General features: G+C 73.3%; 19 protein-coding genes. 6 read left to right on the forward strand and 13 right to left on the reverse strand.

Annotated features, from left to right (window positions below; all coding sequences use genetic code 11):
• Nucleotides 1-71: 71 nt before the first annotated feature.
• A complete protein-coding gene (locus ACF08B_RS00920; protein WP_392315411.1) occupies nucleotides 72-2,753 on the forward strand; it encodes an ATP-binding protein in 2,682 nt (893 codons plus the stop codon).
• 86 nt (nucleotides 2,754-2,839) lie between these two features.
• Here the strand turns inward: ACF08B_RS00920 and pcaD are convergent, their stop codons facing one another.
• The 7 genes from pcaD to ACF08B_RS00955 are packed head-to-tail and all read right to left on the reverse strand — an operon-like array spanning nucleotide 2,840 to nucleotide 9,346.
• Nucleotides 2,840-3,982 (reverse strand): 3-oxoadipate enol-lactonase, encoded by a 1,143-nt coding sequence (gene pcaD, locus ACF08B_RS00925; RefSeq protein WP_392315412.1) that lies wholly within the window; start codon nucleotides 3,980-3,982, stop codon nucleotides 2,840-2,842.
• Nucleotides 3,979-5,325 carry a 3-carboxy-cis,cis-muconate cycloisomerase gene (gene pcaB / locus ACF08B_RS00930; protein WP_392315413.1) on the reverse strand — a complete coding sequence of 449 codons (1,347 nt, stop codon included), beginning with the start codon at nucleotides 5,323-5,325 and terminating at the stop codon, nucleotides 3,979-3,981. The genes pcaD and pcaB overlap by 4 nt, the downstream gene beginning before the upstream one ends.
• Nucleotides 5,322-5,924, reverse strand: a complete 603-nt coding sequence (gene pcaG / locus ACF08B_RS00935) for a protocatechuate 3,4-dioxygenase subunit alpha (RefSeq protein WP_392315414.1) — start codon at nucleotides 5,922-5,924, stop codon at nucleotides 5,322-5,324. Before pcaG ends, pcaB begins: the two co-directional genes overlap by 4 nt.
• A 5-nt stretch (nucleotides 5,925-5,929) precedes the next feature.
• Nucleotides 5,930-6,703: a protocatechuate 3,4-dioxygenase subunit beta gene (pcaH, locus tag ACF08B_RS00940; protein ID WP_392315415.1), complete on the reverse strand. Its 774-nt coding sequence runs from the start codon at nucleotides 6,701-6,703 to the stop codon at nucleotides 5,930-5,932.
• Between the two features lie 17 nt (nucleotides 6,704-6,720).
• Nucleotides 6,721-7,923 (reverse strand): thiolase family protein, encoded by a 1,203-nt coding sequence (locus ACF08B_RS00945; protein ID WP_392315416.1) that lies wholly within the window; start codon nucleotides 7,921-7,923, stop codon nucleotides 6,721-6,723.
• Complete coding sequence (locus ACF08B_RS00950; protein WP_392315417.1) at nucleotides 7,920-8,564, reverse strand: CoA transferase subunit B; 645 nt, start codon at nucleotides 8,562-8,564, stop codon at nucleotides 7,920-7,922. Before ACF08B_RS00950 ends, ACF08B_RS00945 begins: the two co-directional genes overlap by 4 nt.
• Nucleotides 8,564-9,346 carry a CoA transferase subunit A gene (locus ACF08B_RS00955; RefSeq protein ID WP_392315418.1) on the reverse strand — a complete coding sequence of 261 codons (783 nt, stop codon included), beginning with the start codon at nucleotides 9,344-9,346 and terminating at the stop codon, nucleotides 8,564-8,566. Before ACF08B_RS00955 ends, ACF08B_RS00950 begins: the two co-directional genes overlap by 1 nt.
• A 182-nt stretch (nucleotides 9,347-9,528) precedes the next feature.
• On the opposite strand from ACF08B_RS00955, the gene ACF08B_RS00960 reads away from it, so the two are divergent.
• On the forward strand, nucleotides 9,529-9,993 hold the full coding sequence (locus ACF08B_RS00960; protein ID WP_392315419.1) for a MarR family winged helix-turn-helix transcriptional regulator: 465 nt from the start codon (nucleotides 9,529-9,531) through the stop codon (nucleotides 9,991-9,993).
• 44 nt (nucleotides 9,994-10,037) lie between these two features.
• Here the strand turns inward: ACF08B_RS00960 and ACF08B_RS00965 are convergent, their stop codons facing one another.
• Nucleotides 10,038-11,012 (reverse strand): DUF3048 domain-containing protein, encoded by a 975-nt coding sequence (locus tag ACF08B_RS00965; RefSeq protein WP_392315420.1) that lies wholly within the window; start codon nucleotides 11,010-11,012, stop codon nucleotides 10,038-10,040.
• 188 nt (nucleotides 11,013-11,200) lie between these two features.
• On the opposite strand from ACF08B_RS00965, the gene ACF08B_RS00970 reads away from it, so the two are divergent.
• On the forward strand, nucleotides 11,201-12,391 hold the full coding sequence (locus ACF08B_RS00970) for a zinc-dependent alcohol dehydrogenase (RefSeq protein ID WP_392315421.1): 1,191 nt from the start codon (nucleotides 11,201-11,203) through the stop codon (nucleotides 12,389-12,391).
• 22 nt (nucleotides 12,392-12,413) lie between these two features.
• Here ACF08B_RS00970 and ACF08B_RS00975 read toward each other — a convergent pair whose 3' ends face one another.
• Nucleotides 12,414-13,484 (reverse strand): ATP-dependent DNA ligase, encoded by a 1,071-nt coding sequence (locus tag ACF08B_RS00975; RefSeq protein ID WP_392315422.1) that lies wholly within the window; start codon nucleotides 13,482-13,484, stop codon nucleotides 12,414-12,416.
• Nucleotides 13,485-13,557: 73 nt separating this feature from the next.
• On the opposite strand from ACF08B_RS00975, the gene ligD reads away from it, so the two are divergent.
• Together ligD and ACF08B_RS00985 are read left to right on the forward strand one after the other, a co-directional pair.
• Nucleotides 13,558-14,577 (forward strand): non-homologous end-joining DNA ligase, encoded by a 1,020-nt coding sequence (ligD, locus tag ACF08B_RS00980; RefSeq protein WP_392315423.1) that lies wholly within the window; start codon nucleotides 13,558-13,560, stop codon nucleotides 14,575-14,577.
• An 84-nt stretch (nucleotides 14,578-14,661) separates the two neighbouring features.
• Nucleotides 14,662-15,750 carry a LacI family DNA-binding transcriptional regulator gene (locus tag ACF08B_RS00985; protein WP_392315424.1) on the forward strand — a complete coding sequence of 363 codons (1,089 nt, stop codon included), beginning with the start codon at nucleotides 14,662-14,664 and terminating at the stop codon, nucleotides 15,748-15,750.
• Nucleotides 15,751-15,873: 123 nt separating this feature from the next.
• Here ACF08B_RS00985 and ACF08B_RS00990 read toward each other — a convergent pair whose 3' ends face one another.
• Nucleotides 15,874-16,665 carry a VOC family protein gene (locus ACF08B_RS00990; protein ID WP_392315425.1) on the reverse strand — a complete coding sequence of 264 codons (792 nt, stop codon included), beginning with the start codon at nucleotides 16,663-16,665 and terminating at the stop codon, nucleotides 15,874-15,876.
• Between the two features lie 269 nt (nucleotides 16,666-16,934).
• Here ACF08B_RS00990 and ACF08B_RS00995 point away from each other — a divergent pair, with 269 nt between their 5' ends.
• On the forward strand, nucleotides 16,935-17,180 hold the full coding sequence (locus tag ACF08B_RS00995) for a WhiB family transcriptional regulator (RefSeq protein ID WP_073892133.1): 246 nt from the start codon (nucleotides 16,935-16,937) through the stop codon (nucleotides 17,178-17,180).
• Nucleotides 17,181-17,227: 47 nt separating this feature from the next.
• Here ACF08B_RS00995 and ACF08B_RS01000 read toward each other — a convergent pair whose 3' ends face one another.
• The 3 genes from ACF08B_RS01000 to ACF08B_RS01010 all read right to left on the reverse strand — a co-directional run bounded on the left by ACF08B_RS01000 (nucleotide 17,228) and on the right by ACF08B_RS01010 (nucleotide 20,976).
• The gene (locus ACF08B_RS01000; RefSeq protein WP_392315426.1) at nucleotides 17,228-18,202 is read right to left on the reverse strand and encodes an acyl-ACP desaturase; all 975 of its coding nucleotides are present in this window, start codon (nucleotides 18,200-18,202) and stop codon (nucleotides 17,228-17,230) included.
• A gap of 229 nt (nucleotides 18,203-18,431) precedes the next feature.
• Nucleotides 18,432-19,208: a dimethylargininase gene (ddaH, locus tag ACF08B_RS01005; RefSeq protein ID WP_392315427.1), complete on the reverse strand. Its 777-nt coding sequence runs from the start codon at nucleotides 19,206-19,208 to the stop codon at nucleotides 18,432-18,434.
• 142 nt (nucleotides 19,209-19,350) lie between these two features.
• Nucleotides 19,351-20,976, reverse strand: coding sequence for an ABC-F family ATP-binding cassette domain-containing protein (locus tag ACF08B_RS01010; protein WP_392315428.1), 1,626 nt, complete (start codon nucleotides 20,974-20,976; stop codon nucleotides 19,351-19,353).
• Nucleotides 20,977-21,232 lie beyond the last annotated feature (256 nt).

Genomic DNA, 21,232 nt, shown 5'->3' on the forward strand with positions numbered 1-21,232 from the left:
CACCACACATCCCACCGGACGGCTACGCTCGTGGTCTGTACGTCATTCGGGCGACCTGGGGAGGTAACGGGATGACGGAGGGACGGCCGGCGGCGGCCGCCTCGGCTTCCCTGTGGGAGCGGGAAGCGGAGATCGACACCGTCGCACAGGCACTCGACCTCCTGTGCGCCGACCAGTCGTCCGCGGGCGGCCTGCTCGTCTTCCGCGGCGAGGCCGGGCTCGGCAAGACGGCGCTGCTGGCGGAGACGCGCCGCATCGCCGAACGCCGTGGCTGCACGGTCTGGACGGCCCGCGGGGCGGAGACCCTGAGGTCCGTTCCGTTCAACGTGGTGCGGCAGCTGCTCCAGCCCGCGCTGCTGTCCCTCCTGCCGGAGGAGGCCCGTGAGTACCTCGGCGACTGGTACGACATCGCCGGCCCCGCCCTGGGCATAGCCGATCCCGGCGACGGCAACCCCGATCCGCAGTACGTCTGCGACGGACTCGTCGCCGCCGTGCGCCGCCTCGCCCGCCGCGAATGGCCGCTCGTGCTGCTCGTCGACGACGCGCACTGGGCCGACCAGGAGACCCTGCGCTGGCTGGCCGCGTTCGCCGAGTGCGTGCGGGACGTCTCCGTCCTCGTCGTGGTCGCCCGCCGGCCCGGCGAGGTCAGCGGGGACAGCGCACGCCACCTCGAAGCCGTCGCCGCCGCCGCGGCCCGCCCCGTCACCAACCTCAGCGCCCTCACCCCCGCCGCCATCGCGGGACTCACCCGCGCCACCGTCGGCCGGCACGCCGACGACGCGTTCTGCCGCGAGGTCTGGGCCGTCACCGCGGGCAACCTCTACGACACCGTCGAACTCCTCGCCAAGGTGCGGGACAGCGAACTCCAGCCGGTCGAGGCCGGGGCCGGGGAGCTCCGCGCCCTGAACCGCTCCGCGCGCGGCGGCGGACTGGTCGACCGGCTCAAGGGCCTCGGCCTGGAGGCCACCCGGTTCGCCTGGGCGGCCGCCATCCTCGGCACCGGCATCACCGTCGACATGGTCGCCCGCCTCGCCACCATGGACGAGGACATCGCCCGCCACTGCGCCGAACTCCTCTGCAGCGCCCGTATCCTCACCGCGCCGGACCCCGCCTCCGGGACCGAACGCGAGGAGGGCGAGCTGGAGTTCGTCCACCCGCTGATCGCCACCGCCGTCTACAACTCCATCCCGCCCGGCGTGTGCACCGCCATGCACGGCGTCGCCGCCCAGATCATCACCGAGCTCGGCCGTGGCGCCGTCGAGGCCGCCCGGCACCTGCTGAAGGTGCACCCGGACGACGACGAGGAACTTGTCGAGCAGCTGCGCGAGGCCGCCCGCGAGAACCTCGCCGTCGGCGCCCCGGACGCGGCCCGACGCTGCCTGGAGCGCGCCCTGGAGGAGCCGCCGCGCCCGGAGGTGCACGCGCGCGTCTTCTACGAACTGGGCTGCGCCACCCTGCTGACCGCGCCCGCCGTCACCATCGACCACCTCCAGAGCGCGCTCGGCACGCCCGGACTCGACGACGACGAGCGGGTGGACGCCGTCGTCCGCCTCTCCCAGGCGCTGCTCCACAACGACCAGCTGGAGGAGGCCGTCCGCACGGTCGAGGCCGAGGCCTCCCGGCACGACACGGGCCCCGTCCGGATGCGGCTCCAGGCCTTCCAGTACATGTGGGAGAACATCCACGGCGAGACCGTCGCACCCGCCCGCTCCCGCGGTCTCGCCGAACTGGCCCGCACCTGCTCGGGCCGCGACAACGCCGAACGCGCCCTGCTGATCCTGCGCGGCTTCGACGCGATGACCCACGGCGAGAGCGCCGCCGAGGTCCTCGAACTGTGCGACCGGGCCCTCGTCAACGGCCGCCTCGCGCCCGGACTCGGCTGGACCGACCCCGAGTGGGGCATGGAACTGCTGATGATGCTGGGCAGCGCGTACGCGTACGCCGACCGGCTCGACCGTGCCGAGAGCCTCTTCGCGGAGGCCCGCCGGGTCTACACCGGCGCGGGCTGGCGCGGCGGCCACCTCTCCCTGGCCAACGCCTTCCTCGGACTCGCCTACCGCAGGCAGGGCCGGCTGAAGGACGCCGAGTCCACCCTGCGCGAGGGCCTGGTGCTCGCCGAACGCGTCGGCCGCGGCCTGCCGCTGTACTGGTCCTCCACCTGCGGACTCGTCGACACCCTGCTGGCCCGCGGCCGGGTCGAGGAGGCCTGGGCGATCGCCGAGCAGTACGGCTTCGGGCCGCCCTACCCGTCCACGATCGTGCTGCCCGACGTCCGCTCCGTGCGCGGCAGGCTGCTGCTCGCCGTCGGCCGTACCGAGGAGGGCGTCAACGAACTGGAGGCCGCCGAGAAGACGGCGGCCTCCCGGGGCGGCCACAACCCCGTCCTCGCACCCTGGTCCATCGACCTGGCCAAGGCCCTCGCCGGTCAGGACCCGGCCCGTGCCGCCCAGCTCGCGACCGACGCCCGCCGCCAGGCCGAGCGGTTCGGCACGGACACCGCCATCGGCGAGGCCCTGCGCTGCGCCGCCGCCCTGGCGAGCGGACCGCGCGCGGTCGCCCTCGCCGCCCAGGCGGTCACCTACCTGGAGGCCTCACCCTGCCAGTACGAACACGCGGCGGCGCGTGTCGAGTACGGCATCGCCGCGCGGTCCGTCGCGGAGCTCGAACGGGGTCTGGACCTCGCCCGGGCGTGCGGGGCGGACGGCCTGGTGGCCCAGGCACAGCAGGCGCTGGAAGCGGGGCGCGTGGGATAAGCCGAGGCCGGTGACGGCGACGGAGGACCGGTGACCGGTGAGGCGCGGGCGGGGGCGGCTTCTCGGCCCCGCCCCACGGCCGGGCGTCAGCCCTCGGTCCGCTCCTCGCCTGTCCGCTCCTCCTCGGCCAGCACCCGCTGGGCCACCCCGAAGGCCGAGTTGGCGGCCGGCACCCCGCAGTACACCGCGCTCTGCAGCAGCACCGCGCCGATCTCGTCCGGCGTCAGCCCGTTGCGGCGCGCCGCCCGGACGTGCAGGGCGAGTTCGTCGTGGTGACCGTGGGCGACCAGCGCCGTCAGGGTGACCATGCTGCGTTCACGGCGGGACAGCGTCGGATCGGTCCAGATCTCCCCCCAGGCGTAGCGGGAGATGAAGTCCTGGAAGCGGGCCGTGAACGGGGTCTGGCGGGCCTGCGCCCGGTCCACATGGGCGTCGCCCAGCACCTCCCGGCGTACGGACATCCCGCTCGCGGGCGGCCCGTCGAGCTGGGTGCGCAGCGCGGTGAGCACGGCACGCGGGCACTGGGCCGGAGCCAGATGGGAGGCCCGGGGCAGCTCCACCAGCGTCGCGGCGGGCACCGCGTCGGCGATCTCCCGCAGATGTGCCGGCGGGGTGGCGGGGTCCTCCCGGCCCGCCACGGCGAGGGTGGGCACGGTGATGCCGGCGAGCCGGTCCCGCAGGTCGAAGGCGGCGAGCGCGTCACAGCAGGCGGCGTACGCCTCCGGGTCGGCCGCACGGTGGTCCCGTACCAGCCGCGGATCGGAGTACCCGGCCGTGAACCAGCGCGCGTCGGCGCTCTCCACCAGCCACCCCAGGCCCTCCCGGCGCACCCGTTCGGCCCGCTCCCGCCAGGGTGCCTCACCTCCGAAGTGGGCCGAGGAGCAGAGCACCGCCAGCGAGGTCACCCGCTCGGGGTGGTGCGCGGCCAGATGCAGGCCGACCGCACCGCCGAGGGAGACGCCCGCGTAGGCGAACCGGTCGATGCCGAGCGTGTCGGCCAGGTCCAGCACCAGCGCGGCGAGGTCGCCGACGGTCGCGCCGGGCCCGATCAGGTCCGCGGCCGAACCGCCGTGACCCGGCAGGTCCCAGCGCACCACCCGGTGTCCGGCGGACAGTTCGGGCGCCACCCCGTCCCACAGGGCCAGGGAGGTGCCGAGCGAGGGGCCGAGCAGCAGCGGGGGAGCGGAGGCGGGGCCTTCCGTCAGGTGGTTGAGGAGTTTCACGGTCAACGTCGCTCCAGGGCACGGTCGGTGAGATCGCCGGCGAAGCCGGTGTAGCGGGCGGGGTCCGTCAGCTCGGGCACGTCCAGGTCCTCCAACTCAACCCGCTCTGCCAGGATTTCGGCCAGAGGGCGTTCCTCCGCGTGGGACCGGCGGGCGAGCTCGGTGAGCAGGTCCTTGGCCCGGGCGCGGCCGAGGCGGGGGGCGAGGACGGCGGACAGGCGCTCGGCGACGATCAGCCCCCGGGTGAGGTCCAGATCGCGCCGCATGGCCGCGGGGTCCACCCGCAGCCCCTCGGCGAGTTCGGCCGCGTCGCGGGCCGCGCCGCCGGTCAGCCGGAGCAGCTCGCGCAGCGGCTCCCACTCGGCGTGCCAGGCCCCGGCCGGCCGCTCGTCCCCGGCGGCGAGGGAGCCGTACAGAGTGGCCGCGAGCTGCGGGGCCCGGCGGGCGGCGGAGGCGAGAAGGGTGGCGCGCACCGGGTTGGCCTTGTGCGGCATGGCCGACGAGCCGCCGCCGTCGCCCTCGGCGACCTCGCCGGTCTCGGTGCGCGACAGGGTCAGTACGTCCTCGGCGAACTTGCCCAGCGCCCCCGCCGTGAAGGCGAGGCAGCCGGCCAGGTCGGCGACCGGCGTGCGCAGCGCGTGCCAGGGCAACGTTGGGGCAGCCAGGCCCACTTCACGGGCGTACGCCTCGGTCAGCGCGGTCACGTCCGGGGCGCCGTACGCCCGGAAGGCGGCCAGTGTGCCGGCGGCGCCGCCGAGTTGCGCGGGCAGCGCCTTCCGTACCGGGACGATCCGGTCGCGCGCGTCCAGGACCAGAGAGCGCCAGCCGGCCGCCTTCAGGCCGAACGTCGTCGGCACCGCGTGCTGGGTGAGCGTGCGCCCCGGCATCGGCGTGTCGCGGTGGGCGCCGGCCAGCCGGGACAGGGCGCGTTCGGTCCGGGCGAGGTCGGCGAGGACCGGGTCCAGGGTGCGCGCGGCGACCAGCATGGCGGCGGTGTCCATGATGTCCTGGCTCGTCGCGCCCCGGTGCACGTAGGGGCCGTACGGTTCGCCCACCGCCCGGGTGAGGTCGGCGACGAGCGGGATGACCGGATTGCCGCCGGCGCGGGCGCGTGCGGCGAGGGAGCGGAGGTCGAAGCGGGCCGGGTCGGCGGCCTCGGTCACCGCGGCGGCGGCCTCGGCGGGGGCGAGGCCCAGTGCGGCCTGGGCGCGGGTCAGGGCGGCCTCGGCGTCGAGCAGGGCCCGCAGGTAGGCGGTGTCGCCCGTCGTGTGGGCCGCCGGGGCACCGGCCCACCCGGGGCCGAGCAGGCCGGTGCCGTCGTTGTCGGGGGCCGGGGACTCCGCTGTCACCGGAACTCCAGGAAGACCGTCTCGCCCTCGCCCTGGAGGCGGATGTCGAAGCGATGGGTCCCCGCCGCCTCCTCGCTCGCGATCAGCGTGCCGCGGCGCTCGCCCACCCGGGTGAGCAGCGGGTCGGCGGCCAGCGCGGACTCGTCGCCCGGCAGGTAGATCCGGGTGAACAGATGCGTGAGCAGGCCCCGCGCGAAGACACAGACGCTCAGGTACGGCGCGCCGCCGCCGCGGGCGCCCGGCCGCAGCGTACGGGCGTACCAGTGGCCGCTCGCGTCGGTCTGGGCGCGGCCCCAGCCGGTGAACTCCACGCCGTTGCGGCCCAGATGGCCGCCGCTTGCCGGATCGCGCCGGAGGGCGCCGTCCACCCGGGGGACCGTGCCGTCGGGGCACGCGCCCCACACCTCGACGAAGGCGTCCGGCAGCGGCCGGCCCGCGCCGTCGAGGACGTACCCGTGCACGGTGACCGTGTCCGGGTGGCCGGCCGGCGCGATCTCCTCGCCGCCGCGGAACGGCAGCGCGTAGCCGTAGAACGGACCGACCGTGTGGGACGGTGTGGGCAGCACGTGCTCCGGGCCGCTCGTGTCGATCTTCGTCATGGCGGTCAGCGTCCTTCTTCCATCCAGGTGGCGGCCGGGCCGTCGAGCACGATGTCCCAGTGGTAGCCGAGGGAGAACTCCGGCACCGACAGGCCGTGGTCGTAGGTGGCGACCAGCCGCTGCCGGGCCGCGTCGTCGGTCACGGACTGCAGGATCGGGTCGTAGGGGAAGAGCGGGTCGTTCGGGAAGTACATCTGGGTCACGAGCCGCTGGGTGAACGCCGCGCCGAACACCGAGAAGTGGATGTGGGCGGGGCGCCAGGCGCCCACGTGGTTGCGCCAGGGGTAGGGGCCCGGCTGGACGGTGGTGAAGTGGTAGCGGCCCTCGGCGTCGGTGAGGGTGCGGCCCACTCCGGTGAAGTTCGGGTCGAGCGGCGCGTCGTGCTGCTCACGCCGGTGGGCGTACCGCCCGGCCGAGTTGGCCTGCCAGACCTCGATCAGCTGGCCCCGGACCGGGCGCCCGGCGCGGTCCAGGAGCCGTCCGGAGACGGTGATCCGCTCGCCGACCGGCGAGCCGGTGTGCTGCCGGGTGAGGTCGTTGTCGATCTCGGTGATGTCCCGCTCCCCGAAGGCGGGGGAGTGCAGCTCCACCAGTTCGGGGTCCTCGGCGGTGTCGATGGCGACCAGGGGCTGTTTCGGGTGGCGCAGCACCGAGGAGCGGTAGGGCGCGTAGTCGCGGCGCGGGTGGTGCTCGACGGGCGCGCCCTCGGCGACCCGCTTCTCGTACGCGGCGTGCTCGGCCGCGATCTCCCGGTCGATGTCCTGCTGGGTGAGGGGCATGGCGGTACCTGACGTTCCTATCGTTCCAGGACGAGGGCGAGGCCCTGGCCCACGCCGATGCAGAGGGTGGCCACGCCGGTGCCGGAGCCCCGGCGGGCGAGCTGGTGGGCGACGGTGCCGGCGAGCCGGGCACCGGAGGCGCCGAGCGGATGTCCCAGCGCGATCGCGCCGCCCTGGGGGTTGAGGACCGCCGGGTCGAACTCGGGCCATTCCGCGAGGCAGCCGAGGACCTGCGCGGCGAAGGCCTCGTTGAGTTCGAGGACGTCCAGGTCGGCGAACCGCCTGCCCGCCTTGCGGAGTGCGCGGTTCACCGCCTCGACCGGGGCGAGGCCGAAATACTGCGGGTCGACGGCCGACACGCCGGTGGCGCCGATCCGGGCGAGGGGCTCGCGGCCGACGGCCTTGAGGCCTTCCTCGTCCGTGAGGAGCAGCGCGGCGGCCCCGTCGTTGAGCGGGGAGGCGTTGCCCGCGGTGACGGTGCCCCCGTCGGGCCGGAAGGAGGGCGTGAGCCGGGCCATCGCGGCGAGGGAGGCATCGGCTCGTACGCATTCGTCGGTGGTGAGGTCGACCGGGTCGCCCTTGCGCCGCGGCACCGGGACCGGGACCAGTTCGGCGTCGAACAGGCCCTGTTCGCGGGCGGCGGCCGCCTTGCGGTGGGAGGCGAGGGCGAACTCGTCCTGCCGCTCACGGCTGATCCCGTGCTTGTCCGCGACGAGTTCGGCGCTCTCGCCGAGCGGGACGGTCCACCGGGGATCCATCCCCGGGTTCACCATGCGCCAGCCGAGGGTGGTCGAGTACAGCTCGGTGTGGGCGGCCGGGAAGGGCCGGTCGGACTTCGGCAGCACGTACGGTGCCCGGGTCATCGACTCCACCCCGCCCGCCACGGCGACGGAGGCGTCACCCACCGCGATGGCGCGGGCGGCCTGGATCACCGCTTCGAGACCGGAGGCGCACAGCCGGTTGACGGTGACGCCCGGTACCGAGGTCGGCAGGCCCGCCAGCAGCGCGGCCATACGGGCGACGTTGCGGTTCTCCTCGCCGGCGCCGTTGGCGTTCCCGAAGTAGACGTCCTCGATCCGGGCCGGGTCGAGCCGCGGCGAGCGGGACAGCAGCGCGCGGACGGCGTGGGCGGCGAGGTCGTCCGGGCGGACCGGGGCCAGGCCGCCGTTGTAGCGGCCGATCGGGGTGCGGACGGCGTCGACGAGGTAGACGGGTTTCACAGCAGGTCCTCCGCGATGACGAGTTCGGCGTCGGTCCCGGCGACGACCTCGTCGACGGTCACACCCGGTGCGGTCTCCACCAGGGCGAGTCCGTCGGCGCTGACGTCCAGCACGGCGAGATCGGTGATGACCCGGTTCACACACGCCTTGCCCGTGAGCGGCAGGGTGCACTCCTTGAGGATCTTGGGGGAGCCGTCCTTGGCGGTGTGCGTCATCACCACGATCACCCGGCGGGCGCCGTGCACCAGGTCCATCGCGCCCCCGATCCCGGTGACGAGCTTGCCCGGCACGGCCCAGTTGGCCAGGTCGCCGCCTGCGGAGACCTGCATCGCACCGAGGACGGCGACGTCGATGTGCCCGCCGCGGATCATCGCGAAGGACAGCGCCGAGTCGAAGAAGGACGCGCCGGGCAGGACGGTCACGGTCTCCTTGCCGGCGTTGATCAGATCCGGGTCGACCTGGTCCTCGCCGGGGTAGGGGCCGGTGCCGAGAATGCCGTTCTCCGACTCCAGTACCACCTCGACGCCCTCGGGCAGGTGGTTCGGGATCAGGGTGGGCAGACCGATGCCGAGATTGACGTACTGGCCGTCGCGCAGCTCGCGCGCGGCGCGGGCGGCCATCTCCTCGCGTGTCCGGGCCATCAGCCGTTCACCGTCCCTCGTGCCGAGGGCGCGGAGACCGTGCGCCGCTCGATCTTCTTGTCCGCCGCCTGCTCCGGGGTGAGCGGCACGACCCGCTGCACGAAGACTCCCGGCACGTGCACCGCGTCGGGATCGATCTCGCCGGGCTCGACCAGCTCCTCCACCTCGGCCACCGTGATCCGCCCGGCCATGGCGGCGAGGGGGTTGAAGTTCCGGGTCGACCGGTTGAAGACCAGATTGCCGTGCCGGTCGCCCTTCGCGGCGCGGACCAGCGCGAAGTCGGTGCGGATGGCGCGCTCCAGGACGTACTCCACCCCGTCGAACTCCCGCACCTCCTTGGGCGGTGAGGCCAGCGCGACGCCGCCCGAGCCGTCGTAGCGCCAGGGCAGTCCGCCCTCGGCGACCTGGGTGCCGACCCCGGCCGGGGTGTAGAAGGCGGGGATGCCGGCGCCGCCCGCGCGCAGCCGCTCGGCGAGGGTGCCCTGCGGGATCAGTTCCACCTCCAGCTCACCGGCCAGGTACTGGCGGGCGAACTCCTTGTTGGCGCCGATGTACGAGCCGGTCACCCGGGCGATCCGCCCCGCGGCCAGCAGCACGGCGAGTCCGGTGTCCATGGCCCCGCAGTTGTTCGAGACCACGCCCAGATTGCCGACGCCGCGTTCGTGCAGCGCCTGGATCAGCACGTTCGGGACACCGCTGAGCCCGAACCCGCCGACGGCGAGGGACGCGCCGTCCGGCACATCGGCCACCGCCGCCGGGGCGGTGGCCACCACCTTGTCCATCCGTGAAGCCCCATCTCTCCGAGATTAGTCAGCGCACTGAGTATTTCAGCGAGGTGGCCCACACGCTGCCACCGACGACCAGAACGGTCAAGAGCTGCTCGGACAGGCGCTTTCGATCGGAGACAGGCAGGCGGGCACCGGGTATCGTTCAGTGCACCAACGAATCGATCTAGGGAGCGGGCATGGCCGCCGTGGACCTCGCCACCCATCCCGGGCACCTGGCCCGCCGGCTCCAGCAGGCGCACTACCTGCTGTGGAACACGATGGTCTCGGAGGAGATCACCTCGCCGCAGTTCGCGGTGATGAACGCGCTCGTCGCGGAGCCCGGCCTCGACCAGCGGACCGTGGGGGAGCGGGTGGGCCTGGACCGGTCGACCATCGCCGAGGTCATCAGCCGGCTCGGCCGCCGCGGGCTGCTGCACAAGGTGCGCGACCCCGAGGACGGCCGCCGCTCCCTGCTCCGCCTCACCGACGACGGCCTGCGCACCCACCGCAGGCTGACCGTGCGCACCGCCCGCATGAACCAGGTGTTCCTCGCCCCGCTCTCCGCCGAGGAGCAGACCGTGTTCTTCGACCTGATCCGCCGGGTCGCCGACGCGGCGGAGGACCTGCGCAACCCGGCCGAACCGCAGGGCGCACGAGGCTGACGGGATCCGGGCGGGCGGGACGCCGGCCCGGCGAGCGGGCGCCGCTACGGAGCCGGTGCGAACACCACCCACACCTGGCCCTCGGCGAAGTCCATCGGGGCGCCGTCCGGTGTGGTGAACGTCGTGCCGTCCCCCGCCGTCGGCCGTGACCAGCCGGCGGTGAAGGAGCGGCCGTCCCGGAGCACCTCCGCCCGCCCCGAACCGACCGTCTCGGTGTACGGCGTGCGGTTGCCGAGGACGTCGTGGTACGCGGAGGCGCGGACCCTCACGTGCTGCACCACGACCGTCGCGGGGGCCGGCCGCGGGCCGTCGGTCGTCGTCGTGGGGGTGCCGTCCATCGCGAGCAGCCAGCCCCCGCGCCCGGCGGACCAGGTGAAGGTGAAGCGGGCGGCCGGATAGCGCACGGTCCGGGTGGCGGTGGGAGTGCCGCCGGCCGGGGCCGGGCCGTACCGGAAGCCCGTGGTGAGCGCGCCCGCGCCGGGCGCCGTGGGCAGCAGCCCGGCGGGGTGCAGATAGAGGTTGTGCGGTGCGGCCCTGCCGCTGCCCCGGTAGTAGGCGTCCGGTGCCTCGTCGGGCGACCTCGCCTCCACCGGCGCCCGGTCGATCAGCGGCAGCAGCCTGCGCTGGGCACCGGAGAAGGCGAGGGTGGGCCGGTCGAACTGGCGCAGCAGCTCCAGGTCCGACGCGCGGGCACTGCGCACCGGTCCGACGGTCTCGGGGAACCGGGTCGCGTACACCGCGAGCAGCCGGCTCAGACCCCCCTCCACCTGCTCGGCGTAGACCACGTCGGCGGCGTCCAGACCGGTCTGCGGGCGGGCACCGGCCACGTTGTCGATCTTGACGGCGAGGGGGGAGCCGGCCGCCGTGGCCGAGGCGTCCGGTGCCGGTGTGCGGCCCGGGACGCCGTCGTCACCGGGGCGGCCCTGCCCGGAGCAGCCCGCCGTCAGGGAGGCCGTCAGCGCGGCCGCCAGCACGGCCGCCGTCAGTGCGGCGCGCCGTCCGCGCGCCCTGTGTCCCATGCCCACCGTCGCCACCCCGTTCGTCTGTCCGATTGTGCGCTCATGAGGACATCGACGGCCATGTCCGGACGCGGCGTGGTTCGGCGTGGTGCGGCACGGGTACCCGGCCGCCATCGCACGCAGACACAGCCGCGCCGGATGCGCCAGGGCGGTACCGGCGCGCACGCGAGGCAAGGGAGCGCGACCCCATGAAGGCAGTGACCTGGCAGGGCCATCGGGACGTACGGGTGGACGACGTGCCCGATCCGCGGATCGAGGAGCCCACGGACGCCGTCATCCGCATCACGTCCACCGGACTGTGCGGCTCCGACCTGCATCTGTACGAGGTGCTCACGCCGTTCATGACCCCGGGCGACATCCTCGGCCATGAACCGATGGGCATCGTCGAGGAGGTCGGTTCCGACGTGACGAACCTGCGGCCCGGCGACCGGGTCGTGGTGCCGTTCCAGATCGCCTGCGGGCACTGCTTCATGTGCGACACCGGGCTGCCCACCCAGTGCGAGACCACCCAGGTCCACGGAGAGGGCATGGGTGCCGCCCTGTTCGGCTACACCCGGCTGTACGGCGCCGTGCCCGGCGCGCAGGCCGAGTATCTGCGGGTGCCGCAGGCTCAGTTCGGCCCGATCAAGGTGCCCGAGGGCCCTTCGGACGACCGTTTCGTCTATCTCTCGGACGTGCTGCCCACCGCCTGGCAGGCCGTCGAGTACGCGGCGATCCCGCCCGGCGGCACGGTCGCGGTCCTCGGCCTGGGGCCGATCGGCGACATGTCCTGCCGGATCGCACTCGCCCGGGGCGCCGAGCGGGTGTTCGGCATCGACCTGGTGCCGGAGCGGCTCGCCCGGGCGAAGCGGCGCGGTGTCCAGACGTACGACCTCAGGGCCTTCGACGACGAGAAGGCGCTGGTGGAGGCGATCCGCGAGGAGACCTCGGGCCGGGGCCCGGACGCCGTGATCGACGCGGTCGGCACGGAGGCGCACGGCAGCGCCGCCGCCAAGCTCGCCCAGACGGCGACCGCCATGATGCCGCGCAAGATCGCCGCGCCCTTCGCGGAGCGCTTCAGCGTCGACCGGCTCGCCGCTCTCCACACGGCCATCGACCTGGTCCGCCGTGGCGGGACCATCTCGCTGAGCGGTGTGTACGGCGGCATGGCCGACCCGATGCCGCTGCTCACCCTCTTCGACAAGCAGATCCAGATGCGCATGGGCCAGGCCAACGTCCGCCGCTGGACCGACGACATCCTGCCCTTCCTCACCGATCAGGACCCGCTCGGTGTCGACGACTTCGCCACCCATCGGGTGCCGCTCGCCGAGGCGCCGCACGCCTACGAGATGTTCCAGCGCAAGCAGGACGGCGCAGTGAAGGTCCTCATGCAGCCCTGAGCGGAGGCCGGCGGTGGCCGGGTCACTCCCTCTCGCCGAGGATCTCGGCGAGGTCGTAGCGCACCGGCTCCTCCAGCTGGGCGTAGGTGCAGCTCTCCGGCGTACGGTCCGGGCGCCAGCGGCGGAAGCGGGCCGTGTGCCGGAACCGCTGCCCGTTCTCCATGTGGTCGTACGCCACCTCCGCGACCCGCTCCGGCCTGAGCGGCACCCACGACAGGTCCTTCTTGCCCGACCAGCGGCTCGGCGCCCCCGGCAGCCGGGCCGTCTCGTGGGCGGCCTCGTCCGACCAGGCCGCCCACGGGTGCCCCCGCACGTCGTCCATCCGCAGCGGTTCCAGCTCCTCGATCAGCTCCGCCCGCCGCTTCATGGGGAAGGCGGCCGACACGCCCACGTGCTGGAGCCGGCCCTGCTCGTCGTGGAGCCCGAGCAGCAGCGAGCCGACCACCGGCCCGCTCTTGTGGAGGCGGTACCCGGCCACCACGACGTCCGCCGTCCGCTCGTGCTTGATCTTGAACATGGCCCGCTCGTCCTGGAGGTAGCGCAGCGTCAGCGGCTTGGCGACCACGCCGTCCAGGCCCGCGCCCTCGAACCGCTCGAACCACTGCCGGGCCAGCTCGATGTCGGTCGTCGCGGGGGCCGTGTGCACCGGCGGGGTCGCCCCCGCCAATGCCTGCTCCAGCAGGGCCCGGCGCTCGGTCAGCTCCCGTCCGACCAGCGACTCGTCACCCAGGGCCAGCAGATCGAAGGCGACGAACGAGGCCGGCGTCCGCTCGGCCAGCGTCCGCACCCGCGACGCGGCCGGATGGATCCGCTCCGTCAGCGCATCGAAGTCCAGCCGGCCGTTCCGGGCGATCACGATCTCCCCGTCGAGCACGCACCGCTCGGGCACCCGCTCCCTCAACGCTTCGACCAGCTCGGGGAAATACCTGGTCAGCGGCTTTCCGGTACGGCTGCCCAGCTCGATCTCGGCGCCGTCGCGGAACACGATCGAACGGAACCCGTCCCACTTCGCCTCGTAGTGCATGTCCGGTGGGATCTTCGCCACCGACTTGGCGAGCATGGGCTTCACGGGCGGCATCACCGGCAGATCCATGCCCCGATTCTGCTCGTACCCGTCCGCCGCCGCCCGGTGTGCGAGCCGTGCGGGGGGCGCCTACCGTGGCCGCATGGGTGCTGCGGTGGAACTGGAGGTGGCCGGCCGGACCGTACGGCTGTCCAGCCCCGACAAGGTCTTCTTCCCGGAACCGGGCTACACCAAGCTGGACCTGGCCCGCTACTACGCCGCCGTGGCACCCGGCATCCTCCGCGCCCTGCGCAACCGCCCCACCACCCTGGAGCGCTACCCGGACGGCGTCGGCGGCGAGTGGTTCTACCAGAAGCGCGCCCCCAAGGGCATGCCCGACTGGATCCCGACCGCCCACATCACCTTCCCCAGCGGGCGCAGCGCCGACGAGATGTGCCCCACCGAGGAGGCGGCCGTGGTGTGGGCCGCCCAGTACGGCACCCTCACCTTCCACCCCTGGCCGGTGCGTGCCACCGACGTCGACCACCCCGACGAACTCCGCATCGACCTCGACCCGCAGCCCGGCACCGACTACGACGACGCCGTCCGTGCCGCCCACGAACTGCGCGCCGTCCTGGAGGAGTTCGGCGGGCTGCGGGGCTGGCCCAAGACCTCCGGCGGCCGGGGTCTGCACGTCTTCGTGCCGATCGAACCCCGCTGGACCTTCACCCAGGTGCGCCGCGCCGCGATCGCCGTCGGCCGGGAGATGGAACGCCGGATGCCCGAGCAGGTCACCATCAAGTGGTGGAAGGAGGAACGGGGGCGCCGCATCTTCCTGGACTACAACCAGACGGCACGCGACCGCACCATCGCCTCCGCCTACTCCGTACGCCCCCGCCCGAACGCGCCCGTCTCGGCACCCCTGCGCTGGGAGGAGGTCGGCGTGGCGCACCCGGCCGACTTCGACCTCGCCACCATGCCCGCCCGCTTCGCCGAACTCGGCGACGTGCACGCCGACATGGACGACCACGCCTACTCCCTGGACGCCCTGCTGGACCTGGCCCGCCGGGACGAACACGACCACGGTCTGGGCGACCTGCCGTACCCGCCGGAGTACCCGAAGATGCCGGGCGAACCGAAGCGGGTCCAGCCGAGCCGGGCGCGGCGCGAGCCGACGTCCTAGCCGGACCCGGGAGCGGTTCCCCCGGCCACGGCGCGGGCGGCCCGCGGTTATCCTGACCGGCAGCCGCCGATGAGGAGTCCCGAAGTGACCGAGGCAGTGTCGCGTCCCACGCTGGAGGCCGTGGCCGCGCGGGCCGGGGTGTCCCGGGCCACCGTGTCCCGGGTGGTCAACGGCGGGGACGGGGTGCGGGAACCGTTGGCCGAGCGGGTGCGGCAGGCCGTGGCGGAACTGGGGTACGTCCCCAACCAGGCGGCGCGCAGCCTCGTCACCAAGCGGCACCACGCCGTCGCCGTCGTCATCGCCGAACCGGAGACGAAGGTCTTCGCCGACCCCTTCTTCGCCCTGCAACTGCGCGGCATCAGCAAGGAGCTGACCGCGCACGACAACCAGCTCGTCCTGCTGCTCACGGAGGGCCGTGCCGACCACGCGCGCGTCGCCCGGTACCTCGCCGGGGGCCACGTCGACGGCGCGCTGGTCTTCTCGCTGCACCTCGACGACCCGCTGCCCGGTCTGATCCGCACGGCGGGCGTGCCCACCGTCTTCGGCGGCCGCCCCGACTGGAGCGACGGCACTCCCGGCCCGGTGTACGTCGACAGCGACAACCGGGGAGGCGCCCGTACGGCCGTACGGCACCTCGTGGACCTCGGGCGCCGGCGCGTCGCGCACATCACCGGCGCGCTGGACCAGACCTCGGCGGTGGACCGGCTCGACGGGTACCGGGACGTCATGGGCGAGGTGATGGGCGGCGGCGATCCCCGGCTCGTCGAGGAGAGCGACTTCACGCCGGCCGGCGGCGAACGCGCCATGCGCGCGCTCCTGGACCGCTGCCCGGACGTGGACGCCGTGTTCGCCGCCAACGACCTGACCGCGCTCGGCGCCCTGCGCGTGCTGCGCCGCAACGGCCGGCGCGTGCCCGAGGACGTGGCCGTCATCGGTTTCGACGACATGGTGCCCGTCACGGAGGAGACCGATCCGCCGCTGACGACCGTCCGCCAGGACATCGAGGAGATGGGCCGGCTGATGGCCCGTCTGCTGCTGCGGGGCGGCCCGTCCGCCGGCCGGGGCGGAACCCCCGCGCCGGGCCCGGACGCCGGGCCGGAACCGGACGAGCCGTCGGGCCCGGACGCCGGCGTGATCCTGCCGACGACACTGATCCGCCGCGCCTCCGCCTAGGGCCTGTCGTTTGGATCAGGCCGGCCCGGCTCACGGTGCCTTGTCGGCCGGCCCGAGCGGGGATGATCCAGACGACAGGCCCTAGGGACGCCGCGCGCTCCGGGCCGCCCGCGGCCGAACGGCTCAGCCCTGCGGTGACTCGCTGCGGATCACGGCGAAACGCACCCCCTGTGGGTCGGCCAGCTTGGCCATGCGGCCCACGCCCTCCACGGACGTCGCGGGCATCCGCACCGCCCCGCCGAGCCGCTGCGCCTGCTCGACCACCGCGTCGGTGTCCTCCACCTCGAAGTACGGCAGCCAGTACGGCCCCGCCGCCACCTCGTCCGGGGCGTCGGCCATCGGCACCATGCCGCCGAACATCGCGTCCTCCCCGCCGGCGGCCGGATTGACACAGGTGTACGTCCCGCCGGGGAAGGGCATGCCCGAGGTCTCCAGGCCGAGCACCTTGTAGTAGAACGCGGCGGCCGCCGCGATGTCCGGCGTGTACAGCTCCACCCAGCACAGCGCGCCCGGCTCGTCCGCCATGTCCACGCCCTTGGTCCGCCCGGGCTGCCAGAGCCCGAACGGCACGCCCGCCTGGTCGGCGAGGACCGCCATGTGGCCCTGGCCCATCACGTCCGTGGGCGGGAACAGCACCCGGCCGTGCGCCTGTTCGGCCGCCTCGGCGGTGGCCTGCGCGTCCTCGCTCTGGAAGTACACCGTCCAGCTCGGCGGTCCCTGGTCGGGGCCGGTCTGCATGCCGCCCGCGACGGTCCTGCCCTCCAGCTGGAAGAAGCCGTAGCCCCCGGCGTCCGGACCCGCGGACCGGAACTGCCAGCCGAACAGGCCGCCGTAGAAGGCGAGGGCGCCGTCGAGGTCGGGGGTGCCGATGTCGATCCAGTTCGGAGCGCCGTCGACGAAACGGGTGGTGAGCATCTTCGCCCTCCTCGGAAGGGGTCCCGGCTGCTGCACTGCCGAGTCTGGCACCGCCCACCGACAATCGCCGCCGGACCGCCGCGACGCGCCGGAACACCGCCCGCACTCACCGTGGGTGACCGGACATGTTCTCCCGGTTTCGCCGAAGCCCCGCGCGCCGCCGTGCGCGGCCGTGTCACCGGGGAGCATCATCGGGACGGCCGGCGGCCCAGGCCGTCGTTGACCCGACGTTGATCGAACGTTTTTCGCCGCACGGCACGATCCTGGCCATGCACTTCGACACGATCACCCCGGCCGACGAGACCTGGCAGGCACAGGCCCTGTGCGCGCAGACCGGGCCGGACTTCTTCTTCCCCGAGCCGGGCAGCTCGGTGCGGGACGCGAAACGTATCTGCGCCCTGTGCGAGCTGCGCCCGGCGTGCCTGGACTACGCGCTCGCCAACGACGAGCGCTTCGGCGTCTGGGGCGGGCTGTCCGAGAAGGAGCGCCTCGCGCTGAGGCGCGCCTCCTCCTGACACCCGGGCGCCCGCGACGGGGCACCCGGCAACGGCCTGGCGCGGCGTCAGCCGCCGGCGCGCGCGGCCATGCGGGCCTTGCGGGCGGCCAGCTTCTCGTCGAACTTCAGGGCCTCCGCGTCCAGGCCGCCCATGTACAGACCGAGTTCCTCCTGCGCCTGGAGCCCCTCGGGGCCGAGGCCGTCGATCTCCATGATCTTCAGGAAGCGCAGCACCGGCTGCAGGACGTCGTCGTGGTGGATGCGCAGGTTGTAGACCTCGCCGATCGCCATCTGCGCGGCGGCCCGCTCGAAGCCGGGGATGCCGTGACCGGGCATCCGGAAGTTCACCACGACGTCCCGGACCGCCTGCATGGTCAGGTCGGGGGCGAGCTCGAAGGCGGCCTTCAGCAGGTTGCGGTAGAAGACCATGTGCAGGTTCTCGTCGGTCGCGATGCGGGCCAGCATGCGGTCGCAGACCGGGTCGCCGGACTGGTGACCGGTGTTGCGGTGCGAGATACGGGTGGCCAGCTCCTGGAAGGCGACGTAGGCGATCGAGTGCAGCATCGAGTGCCGGTTGTCGGACTCGAAGCCCTCACTCATGTGCGACATGCGGAACTGTTCCAGCTTGTCCGGGTCCACCGCGCGCGAGGTGAGCAGGTAGTCGCGCATCACGATGCCGTGCCGGCCCTCCTCGGCGGTCCAGCGGTGCACCCAGGTGCCCCAGGCGCCGTCGCGGCCGAAGAGCGAGGCGATCTCGTGGTGGTAGCTGGGCAGGTTGTCCTCGGTCAGCAGGTTGACCACGAGGGCGATGCGGCCGATCTCCGTGACCTTGGAGTGCTCCTTCTCCCACGCCTGCCCGTCCTCGAACAGGCCCGGGAAGTTGCGGCCGTCGCTCCACGGCACGTACTCGTGCGGCATCCAGTCCTTGGCGACCTTCAGATGCCGGTTCAGCTCGGTCTCGACCACTTCCTCCAGCGCGTACAGCAGCTTCGCGTCGGTCCAGACGGACGGGCTGCCGAGGTGAGGGGACGTGATCGTCACGGGAACTCCAGGGGGACGCCGAGCAAGGGGGAACTGAGGGGGACGGTCCGGCGAGCGGTGCCGGGAAACCTACGAGATCGTAGGCTACGAATCCGTAGGTTACGAAGCCGTAGGTTAAGAGCGCTGTAAAGATCGCTGATCAGCGGGGTCGGCCGCGGGTTCGGGAGGGCATGCCACGCGTCCCCGGACCCGCAGGTCCGGGGCTGTACGGGTGAGGTGCCACCCGAAGTCAGGCGTACAGCTCCCGCATCCGGACCGAGAGACAGGTCACACAACCCTCCAGCTTCTCGAACTCGCCGATGTCCACCGTGATCACCTCGTGGCCGAGGTCGGTCAGCAGCTCCGCCGTCCTGGGGGCGCTCGCAGCCATCAGCAGCTTGCTGCCGCCGAGCAGCACGACGTGCGAGCCGGACTCCTCCGGCACCGACAGGAAGCCGGGGAACAGCGAGGGCCGGTCCACCTTCGGGATGTGCCCGATCACCGTGCCGTCCGGCAGCGCGGTCACCGCCGACTTCAGGTGCAGCACCTTGCTCACCGGTACGGCCACCACGCGCGCGCCGAGCGGCTCGAAGGCCGCCCGCAACTGCTGCACGCCGGCCGCGTTGGTGCGCCCGCCCCTACCGACGTACACGGTGTCGCCGACCTTCAGGACGTCCCCGCCGTCCAGGGTGCCCGGCTCCCAGATCCAGTTCACCGAGCAGCCGAGACGGGCCACCGCCTCCTCGACACCGGCGGTCTCCGCCCGGCGGGACTCGGCGCCCGGCCGGGTGATCAGCGCCACGTTCCGGAACATGACGACGGTGTCCTCGACGAACACCGAGTCCGGGCAGTCGTCGGCCGGTTCGACCTCGACGGTCTCCCAGCCGTGGGTGCGCAGCGCCTCCACGTACGCCTCCCACTGCTCACCGGCGAGCCCGACGTCGGCCTTCTCCCGCTCGATGTGCGTCACCAGGCCTTCGGCGAGGCGGGGGCCGGGGCGGCGGACGAGGGCCTTCTTGCTGGGCACGACGGGCCTTTCGATTCGGTCGGGTCGGTGGTGCGGCTTTCCGGTGCCGGAGACACGGCACCGGTCCGCCATCATGCAGGGCGCCCCGGGCGGGACAACACCCCTCGTTGTCAGGCTGTGCCCCTCCTGAGACGTCAGGGACTCACGCCGGGTCCCCCATCTCCTCCTCCGTCACCTCCCTCAGGGTCCCTTCCTCCATCAGCAGCCAGCGGGTGATGCCGATCGACTCGAGGAACGGCAGGTCGTGGCTGGCCACGAGGAGGGCGCCCTCATAACTCTCCAGGGCCGACGTCAGCTGGCGGACGCTGGCCATGTCGAGGTTGTTGGTCGGCTCGTCGAGCAGCAGCAGCTGGGGCGCGGGCTCGGCGAGCATCAGTGCGGCGAGGGCCGCCCGGAACCGCTCACCGCCCGACAGGGTCGCCGCCCGCTGGTCGGCCCGGCCACCGCGGAACAGGAAGCGGGCCAGCCGCGCCCGGATCCGGTTGTTGGTGGCGCCCGGCGCGAACCGGGCCACGTTCTCCGCGACCGTCAGCTCGCCGTCCAGCACGTCGAGCCGCTGGGGCAGAAACCGCAGCGGGACGTGCACCAGCGCCTCGCCGGCCACCGGCGCCAGTTCCCCGGCGACCGTCCGCAGCAGCGTCGTCTTGCCCGCGCCGTTACGGCCGACCACGGCGATCCGCTCCGGGCCGCGCAGATCGAGGATGCCCTCGACGCGCGCCCCGTACGCCAGCTCCAGCTTCTCCAGGGTGAGGACCTGCCGGCCCGGCGGCACGGCGGTGTACGGCAGCTCGACGCGGATCTCGTCGTCGTCCCGCACGGCGTCCACCGCCTCGTCCAGCCGCTCCCGGGCCTCGGCGAGCCGCTCCTCGTGCATGATGCGGTGCTTGCCGGCGGACTCCTGGGCCGCGCGTTTGCGCGCCCCCATGACGATCTTCGGCTCGCGCTTGGACTCGAACATCTTCTGCCCGTACCGCTTCCGCCGGGCCAGTTTGACCTGGGCGTCGCTCAGTTCGCGCTTCTGCTTGCGCACATCGGCCTCGGCGACGCGCACCATCCGCTCGGCGGCCTCCTGTTCGACGGCGAGGGCGTCCTCGTAGGCCGAGAAGTTGCCGCCGTACCAGGTGACGGCCCCGGCGCGCAGATCCGCGATCTGGTCGACCAGGTCGAGCAGTTCCCGGTCGTGGCTGACCACGACCAGCACGCCCGGCCAGGCGCTGACGGCCTGGTACAGCCGGCGGCGCGCGTACAGGTCGAGGTTGTTGGTGGGCTCGTCCAGCAGCAGGACGTCCGGCCGCCGCAGCAGCAGCGCGGCGAGCCGCAGCAGCACCGACTCGCCGCCGGAGACCTCGCCGACGGTGCGGTCGAGGCCGATGTCGCCCAGGCCGAGTTCGCCGAGGGTGACCAGGGCGCGTTCCTCGACGTCCCAGTCGTCGCCGAGTGTCTCGAAGTGCTCCTCGGCGGCGTCGCCCGCCTCGATGGCGTGCAGCGCCGCCCGCCGTTCGGCGATGCCGAGGGCCTGGTCGACCCGGAGCGCGGTGTCGAGGGTGACGTTCTGCGGGAGGTAGCCGACCTCGCCGGTCACCTTGACGGTGCCGTCGGCCGGCGCGAGCTCACCGGCCAGCAGTTTCAACAGGGTGGACTTCCCCGATCCGTTGACGCCGACGAGCCCGGTACGGCCGGGGCCGAAGGCGACGTCGAGGCCGTCGAAGACGGCGGTGCCGTCGGGCCAGGCGAAGGACAGGGACGTGCAGGTGAGGGAAGCAGACATGGATGCCTCGCGAGGGTGGGTGCGTTCGGGTGGACGCGTGTCGAGACACCGCGAGGCGGAAACCGAAGGGCCTGGGGCACGGAAGGAGGCCATGAAAAAGGGCCTGTGCCATGAGGACGGCTCGGACGCCGAGGTCGTACGCCACGCACACCTGACCGGTGTGAACGCGGTGTCTCAGGACCTCAGACGAGCAACGTCCTTCTCCAATCGACGGCAACAGAACCGCTGTACACCGTAGGAGAGCCGGCGGGCGCTG

This window comes from Streptomyces sp. NPDC015139, from assembly GCF_043079785.1.
Classification (GTDB): domain Bacteria; phylum Actinomycetota; class Actinomycetes; order Streptomycetales; family Streptomycetaceae; genus Streptomyces; species Streptomyces albidocamelliae.

Excerpts from the sequence above, each read along its gene's own strand:
- ACF08B_RS00920 (WP_392315411.1), top strand. The coding sequence starts at position 72 with ATGACGGAGGGACGGCCGGCGGCGGCCGCCTCGGCTTCCCTGTGGGAG.
- pcaG (WP_392315414.1), bottom strand. The coding sequence starts at position 5,924 with ATGACGAAGATCGACACGAGCGGCCCGGAGCACGTGCTGCCCACACCG.
- pcaH (WP_392315415.1), bottom strand. The coding sequence starts at position 6,703 with ATGCCCCTCACCCAGCAGGACATCGACCGGGAGATCGCGGCCGAGCAC.
- ACF08B_RS00950 (WP_392315417.1), bottom strand. The coding sequence starts at position 8,564 with ATGGCCCGGACACGCGAGGAGATGGCCGCCCGCGCCGCGCGCGAGCTG.
- ACF08B_RS00955 (WP_392315418.1), bottom strand. The coding sequence starts at position 9,346 with ATGGACAAGGTGGTGGCCACCGCCCCGGCGGCGGTGGCCGATGTGCCG.
- ACF08B_RS00960 (WP_392315419.1), top strand. The coding sequence starts at position 9,529 with ATGGCCGCCGTGGACCTCGCCACCCATCCCGGGCACCTGGCCCGCCGG.
- ACF08B_RS00965 (WP_392315420.1), bottom strand. The coding sequence starts at position 11,012 with ATGGGACACAGGGCGCGCGGACGGCGCGCCGCACTGACGGCGGCCGTG.
- ACF08B_RS00970 (WP_392315421.1), top strand. The coding sequence starts at position 11,201 with ATGAAGGCAGTGACCTGGCAGGGCCATCGGGACGTACGGGTGGACGAC.
- ACF08B_RS00975 (WP_392315422.1), bottom strand. The coding sequence starts at position 13,484 with ATGGATCTGCCGGTGATGCCGCCCGTGAAGCCCATGCTCGCCAAGTCG.
- ligD (WP_392315423.1), top strand. The coding sequence starts at position 13,558 with ATGGGTGCTGCGGTGGAACTGGAGGTGGCCGGCCGGACCGTACGGCTG.
- ACF08B_RS00990 (WP_392315425.1), bottom strand. The coding sequence starts at position 16,665 with ATGCTCACCACCCGTTTCGTCGACGGCGCTCCGAACTGGATCGACATC.
- ACF08B_RS00995 (WP_073892133.1), top strand. The coding sequence starts at position 16,935 with ATGCACTTCGACACGATCACCCCGGCCGACGAGACCTGGCAGGCACAG.
- ACF08B_RS01010 (WP_392315428.1), bottom strand. The coding sequence starts at position 20,976 with ATGTCTGCTTCCCTCACCTGCACGTCCCTGTCCTTCGCCTGGCCCGAC.